Source organism: Mesorhizobium sp. M1E.F.Ca.ET.063.01.1.1 (assembly GCF_003998155.1).
Lineage (GTDB): Bacteria > Pseudomonadota > Alphaproteobacteria > Rhizobiales > Rhizobiaceae > Mesorhizobium.
In genome coordinates, this window is the sequence record NZ_RZSC01000380.1 from 1 (window position 1) to 5,648 (window position 5,648).

At 64.7% G+C, this 5,648-nt stretch carries 6 protein-coding genes and 1 tRNA gene; 3 read left to right on the top strand and 4 right to left on the bottom strand.

Translation table 11 applies throughout. The features are described 5' to 3' along the window. Positions 1–613, bottom strand: a 613-nt coding sequence (locus tag EOA29_RS23115; protein ID WP_127221605.1) for a hypothetical protein, incomplete at its 3' end; no start/stop codon positions are given. A 228-nt stretch (positions 614–841) separates the two neighbouring features. On the opposite strand from EOA29_RS23115, the gene EOA29_RS23120 reads away from it, so the two are divergent. Further along, the gene (locus tag EOA29_RS23120; RefSeq protein WP_126093436.1) at positions 842–1,567 is read left to right on the top strand and encodes a response regulator; all 726 of its coding nucleotides are present in this window, start codon (positions 842–844) and stop codon (positions 1,565–1,567) included. Continuing rightward, on the top strand, positions 1,564–2,808 hold the full coding sequence (locus tag EOA29_RS23125; protein ID WP_126093437.1) for an ATP-binding protein: 1,245 nt from the start codon (positions 1,564–1,566) through the stop codon (positions 2,806–2,808). Before EOA29_RS23120 ends, EOA29_RS23125 begins: the two co-directional genes overlap by 4 nt. A gap of 84 nt (positions 2,809–2,892) precedes the next feature. Here the strand turns inward: EOA29_RS23125 and EOA29_RS23130 are convergent, their stop codons facing one another. After that, a complete protein-coding gene (locus tag EOA29_RS23130) occupies positions 2,893–3,945 on the bottom strand; it encodes a LysR family transcriptional regulator (protein ID WP_245464651.1) in 1,053 nt (350 codons plus the stop codon). A gap of 2 nt (positions 3,946–3,947) precedes the next feature. On the opposite strand from EOA29_RS23130, the gene EOA29_RS23135 reads away from it, so the two are divergent. After that, on the top strand, positions 3,948–4,457 hold the full coding sequence (locus EOA29_RS23135; RefSeq protein WP_245468521.1) for a quercetin 2,3-dioxygenase: 510 nt from the start codon (positions 3,948–3,950) through the stop codon (positions 4,455–4,457). A 79-nt stretch (positions 4,458–4,536) separates the two neighbouring features. Here EOA29_RS23135 and EOA29_RS23140 read toward each other — a convergent pair. After that, positions 4,537–4,611 (bottom strand) — tRNA-Glu (locus tag EOA29_RS23140). 408 nt (positions 4,612–5,019) lie between these two features. Then, positions 5,020–5,648, bottom strand: a 629-nt coding sequence (locus tag EOA29_RS23145; RefSeq protein ID WP_127221607.1) for a YcbK family protein, incomplete at its 5' end; no start/stop codon positions are given.

Sequence of the window (5,648 nt, forward strand, 5' to 3'; positions counted from 1 at the left end):
GGCCGGCTGCATCGTCCGGCGGATCGCTCCATGGACCGGGGGGCGGGCCGTGCGGCCGATCCGCCGAAGCGAGGATTTCGAGCTGTTCGGGCGTCAGCTTGCCGCGCAGCGCGGCGATCGCGTCCTTCAGCTTCGCGGCCGCGGCCGCGCGTTTGGTCACCTCGTCGGCTAGCCGCTCCTGGAAGGCGAAGGGATCGCGCTGCGCCTGGTCGGGGGCGCCGGGAGCAGCCGGTCCGCCTGCCTCAGGGCCGCCGGGAGCGCCGGAGCCGTGGTCGAAGCGCGGCGGCGCCAGCACCGCCTGCAGCGCGCTGGTGTAGTCGCGCCAGGCATCGAGCTGTTCGGAGCGGATACCGATGCGGGTCTCGAGCGCCGAAAGCCGGGCGGCGAGCATTTCCGGCGGCGGCGGCCCCATGCGGAAGCCCTCCGGCCCCTGCGGTCCGTGTCGCATCGGCCCATGCGGGCCGGGCCAGGGCATCGGGCCAGGATTCGCGTCGTCCTGCCGGCCGATTGCCGGCGGTTGGTCGCCCGGTGCGCCAGGGTCGGGTTGGGCGGCCAGCACGGGATGGATGGCCGCGACCGAGAACAGGCCGAGCGCCAAAAGTCTGCTTCGCATGACGTAATCCTTTCCTTCATGCTTGCGATGGCAGGAGGATAGGAAGCGTCTTTTGCCGCTTTGCTTCGGCGCGTTGCCGAAGGTTTCCGCAAAAAGGAGATTTGTTTCCCAATGTTTCCGGCGCCACCACAGAAACATTCGGTTGCAATTTTCCATGCCGCTCGGCGGCGGCACTCCTTATAATCCCCACTCCCTATTATCGGGGGCGAAAAGGCAAATCGGGCAGACATGCAGGCACAATCCCATATCCTCGTCGTCGACGACGATCGCGAGATCAGGACGCTGCTCGGCCGCTATCTCGACGGGCAGGGATTCAGGGTCTCCGTGGCGGCGGACCGGCGCGAGTGCGAGCAGAAGCTCGGCACCGGCCAGTTCGACCTGATCGTGCTCGACGTCATGCTGCCGGACGGGTCCGGGCTCGACATCTGCCGGAGCTTGCGTGACCGCAAACCGCATATTCCGGTCATCCTGCTCACCGCGCTGAAGGAGGATGTCGACCGCATCATCGGGCTGGAGCTCGGCGCCGACGACTATCTCGGCAAGCCGTTCAATCCGCGCGAGCTCTCGGCGCGCATCCGCGCCGTGCTGAGGCGCTCCGCGCCGGAAGAGGCCGCGCCGCCCAAGGTTCGCGTCTACCATTTCGCCGGCTACCGGCTGGAGCCCGACACGCGCAAGGTGATCGATGCCGGCGGCTCGACGATCGACCTCACCGGGGCCGAGTTCGACCTGCTGCAGGTCTTCCTCGACCGGCCGGGGCGACTCCTGTCGCGCGACCAGTTGCTCGACCTGACCCAGGGGCGCGAGCGCGATCCGCTCGATCGCTCCGTCGACGTGCTGATGAGCCGGCTGCGGCGGAAATTTGCCGATGCCGGCGAGGACCCGCTGTTCAAGACCGTGCGCAATGGCGGCTATCAGCTGACCGCCCGCGTCGAAACGGCGGAGACTGAGGCATGACTTCGCTGCGCCGCCGGCTGATCATCCTGCTTGTCGTTTCGATCCTGGGCGTGGTCGGCCTCGCCACGTTCGTCGCGGTCAAGGTGCTCGGCGGGCCGTCGCCCGAACTGATCATGGGCCCGCTCGCCCACCAGATCCAGTACATGGTGCAGCTGGTTCCGGGCCATGTACGACAGGCCGGCGATGCGCCCGTCACCGTGAGCGACCGCCCGGCGAATGGTTTTGAGGACCGGAAGCACACACGGGTGCTGAACGAGATTCTTCAGAATGACGGTGTCGGCGTCTCCGCGGTCGTCAGCCGCAATGCCGGTAGACCTGGCATGGTCGCTTCGGTCGCGCTGCCCGACCATCGCTGGATGATCGTCGACGTTCCCGATTTCGGCCCGCCGCGCGACGTCTGGGACGGGTTGGCGGGCTGGATGGTGCTGATCGTGCTCGGCGCCACGCCGGTGTCGATCTATTTCACCGGCGTCCTGGTGCGGCCGCTCGAAATGCTAGAGGCCGCTGTCAGCAAGATCGGTTCCGACGGCGTGCTGACGACGGTTCCGGAAAAGGGGTCGGCCGAAGTCAGGGCCACCGCGCATGCGCTCAACCAGCTCTCCGCGCGGCTCCAGGCGGCGATGGAAAGCCGCATGCGCCTGGTCGCGGCCGCCGGCCATGATCTCAGGACGCCGATGACCCGAATGCGGCTGAGGGCCGAATTCCTCGACGAGGACCGCGAGAAATGGCTGAGCGATCTCGACGAACTCGACCGCATCGCCGACAGTGCCATCCGGCTGGTGCGCGAGGAGGTCAACCAGGACGCGGTCGAGGCGGTGGAACTGGACAGGCTGGTCCGCGACATCGAGACCGAGATGACGGCGCTCGGCCACGCCGTGACGATCGACCATCTCGATCATGTCTCGGTCAAGGCCGGCGCGCTCGGCCTGCGCCGCGCGCTGCGCAACCTGATCGTCAACGCCGCCACGCATGGCAAAAGCTGCAGCGTTTCGCTGTCCGGGCAGGGCGGCCGTGCGGTGCTGACCATCGCCGACCGCGGACCCGGCATTCCGCCGGACCTGTTGAACAAGGCGTTCGAGCCGTTCTTCCGGGTAGACCCGGCGCGCACGCAGTTCATCCCGGGCGCGGGATTGGGCTTGGCGATCGCGAAGGAGATCATCGAGCGGTATGGCGGGTCGATCCGGCTGGAGAACCGCACGGGGGGAGGGTTGGTGCAGACAGTGGTGTTTGGGACGGTTTAGGCGGTCGGAGGCTGCTAGTCGATATGTGCGCCTGCTTCCTCAACCACTCTTGCACTATCGGGCAAAGGCGGTTTTTTGACTGCCTTATCCCTTTCCCTTGAGCTCACAAGCAGGCACTGACATCGGCTCTCCACTCACGTGGGGTTCATGGGCGCTGCTATCGGTTTCACTGGCATTCAGTTGCGAGAGCAGCTTCAGCACCACTTCCCGCAGCCAGCGGTGCGTAGGATCGGTTGTATTGCGTTTGTGCCAGACGATGCAGACGAGGGCAGGATTGATCGGCATGGGCGGAATGTAGATCTCCAGCCTCAAGCGGGACGCCACCTTGCGCGCGAGTTGTTCCGGTACGAGCGCGACCAGATCGCTTCCCGCCACCGCGTTACAGACGCCGCCGAACACCGGCAGGGTCATGGCCACCCGCCGTTCGCGCCCCATCCGGGCCAGCGCGGCATCGCCCATGGCCTTGAGTTTGCCCTCGGGCGAGAAGACGACATGGCCGAGGTCGCAGAACAGGTCGATCGGAACGACATCTCCCGGCTTCACCTTCGCCCGTTCGAGCCTTGGATGCCCGGCGCGGGCAATCGTCACGAACGTCGACCGGAAGGCAGGAAGATAGTCGATCCAGGCCGGGAAATCGGTCTTGGGAACAAGGGCAAGGTCGATGCCATGCTTTTCGAGCGTGCCGACATAGTCGTTGGGCACCAGGTCCACCAGTTGGACCTGTATTCTTGGAGCAAGCTGGGAAATTGCATTGGCCAACGGAGGCATCAGCATTTCGGCAAAAAAATCCGAACCTGCGATCTTGAAACTTTGCTCGGCGTCGGCCGGATTGAAGCTGCCAGGCTCGGCAAGCAGCGCCGACAGTTCATCGAGGATGCGACGAAGCGGAAGTTCGAGGTTGCGGGCGTATTGCGTCGGCACGATGCGCTGCCCTTCGCGCACGAACAGCGGGTCGCCCAGCGACTGCCGAAGCCGTCCCAGGCCGGCTGAGACCGCTGGTTGCGACAGTCCGATGCGTTCTCCGGCCTTTACGGTCGATTGCTCGCGCAAAAGCGCGTCGAGCACCCGCAGAAGATTGAGATCGAAGTTCGATAAATTCATCGCTCGAATATATTTTATAATGACTATCGATTTCAATTATGAAATCGATTCTGGCAGTCTCCTTCATCGGAAATGACGTCGGATCGTGGGAGTTTTCGATGGCCGCTGCTTCGGTACCTTACAATGTCCAATGGCTCGGCACGACCTATAGGATCTGCCTGACCGCGGAGCAGACGGTCTCGCGGCTCGGAATATTCGAAAGCCTGAGCCAGCCGGGATATGGTCCTCCGCGCCATATCCACGACGAAGAGGACGAAACCTTCTACATCCAGTCCGGCGAGGTGGAGTTCTGGATGAACGGGCAAACGTGTATTGTCGGTCCGGGCAGCGTCGTCCACGTTCCGCGCGGAACCGAGCACGCATTCCGGGTGCTCGACGATCGCCCCGCCAGAATGCTCACCGTCATGACACCCGGCGGCTTCGAGGGCTTCTTCGCGGAGATGGCGACACACAAGTGCCGCATCCCCGATGACATGGATCAGATCGCCGCTATCGGAGCGCGTTTCGGTCTGACCTTTACGGGTCCGCCTTTGGGCGCGGCTTGGTGAATCGGCGAGATGACAAACTGCATTTCGGGTCCCTCATCAGGACTGAAACGCCGACCAGAAACTAACTTATTGAAAAAGCTGGTACGCCCAAGGGGAATCGAACCCCTGTTACCGCCGTGAAAGGGCGGTGTCCTAACCGCTAGACGATGGGCGCGCTCAGACGAAGCGGCTTATAATTGCGTTGTTCGCAACCGGCAACCCATCTGCAGCCACATGCGACAACTTTTTTCAAGGGTGGGAAAAAGGGCGGTTTTGGCCAGCTATTGTGGCGTCGCGTTCCTTCACACCCCCCTCTGTCTCTGCCGGACATCTCCCCCGCAAGGGGGGAGATTGGACGTTACCGCCGCTTTCGCCAATCGCCTACTTTGGAGGAAGAGCACCGCCGACGAAACTGCCAATCTCCCCCCTTGCGGGGGAGATGTCCGGCAGGACAGAGGGGGGTACTGTCCCGCCAGCGTTTCGGATCTTCTGCACTGCCCTTGCGCCCATGGGCCACGGCATGGATGCTTGGGTCCCCGCACCGCTTGCGTCGCTACGCCAAGGATGACGAGGTTGGGGAGGCTCAGCCGTCGCCACCGCCGCCGCGGCGGCGGCAGCGCCAGTTCCAGTCGCGTTCGGGGCCGACGTCGACGTGGATCGATTCGGTGTGGCAATAGGTGCCGACACCGCCGCGGCCGGGCATCGAGCGGACATAGCTCGCCAGCTCCCACCTGGAGACGCCTGGCACCTGGATGTCGGCGGCGGCGCAGTACATGTGCAGCGAGTTCTTGGCGCCGTTGGCGCGGCGGTTGCGGGACGGGTCGCGATAGCCGGAGGTGACGACCATCTTGCGGCCGAAATGGCCCTCGATCGTCTTCAGCACCCGCACCAGCGAGGGCTTGAGGCACGCAACGTCGACGCTTTCGTTCTGCTTCAACAGACCGTTGGGCGCGAGCCTCGCCATACCGGCGGCGGACGCCACCTGGTAGGAGCCGCCGCCTTCGTCCTCGTTGAGGTCGACGTCGCTCTCGTCGTCGATGCCGGACTTGCGCTTGATCTCGAACAGCGCCGTCTGGCGCACGCCGGGCAGGGCGTCGGCGCCGGTGATGTGGCTGCCGCTGTCGTCGCCGAGGGAAGCGAGCTGCACCGGCTTGTCGCCGGGCGTCGCGGAGGCCAGCGTCACGATCGGCTTCGCCGGCGGCGGCGTGGTCT

What these genes read in the sequence shown, in the direction of transcription:
- EOA29_RS23135 (WP_245468521.1), top strand. Translation starts at nt 3,948, where the DNA reads ATGAAATCGATTCTGGCAGTCTCCTTCATCGGAAATGACGTCGGATCG.
- EOA29_RS23125 (WP_126093437.1), top strand. Translation starts at nt 1,564, where the DNA reads ATGACTTCGCTGCGCCGCCGGCTGATCATCCTGCTTGTCGTTTCGATC.
- EOA29_RS23120 (WP_126093436.1), top strand. Translation starts at nt 842, where the DNA reads ATGCAGGCACAATCCCATATCCTCGTCGTCGACGACGATCGCGAGATC.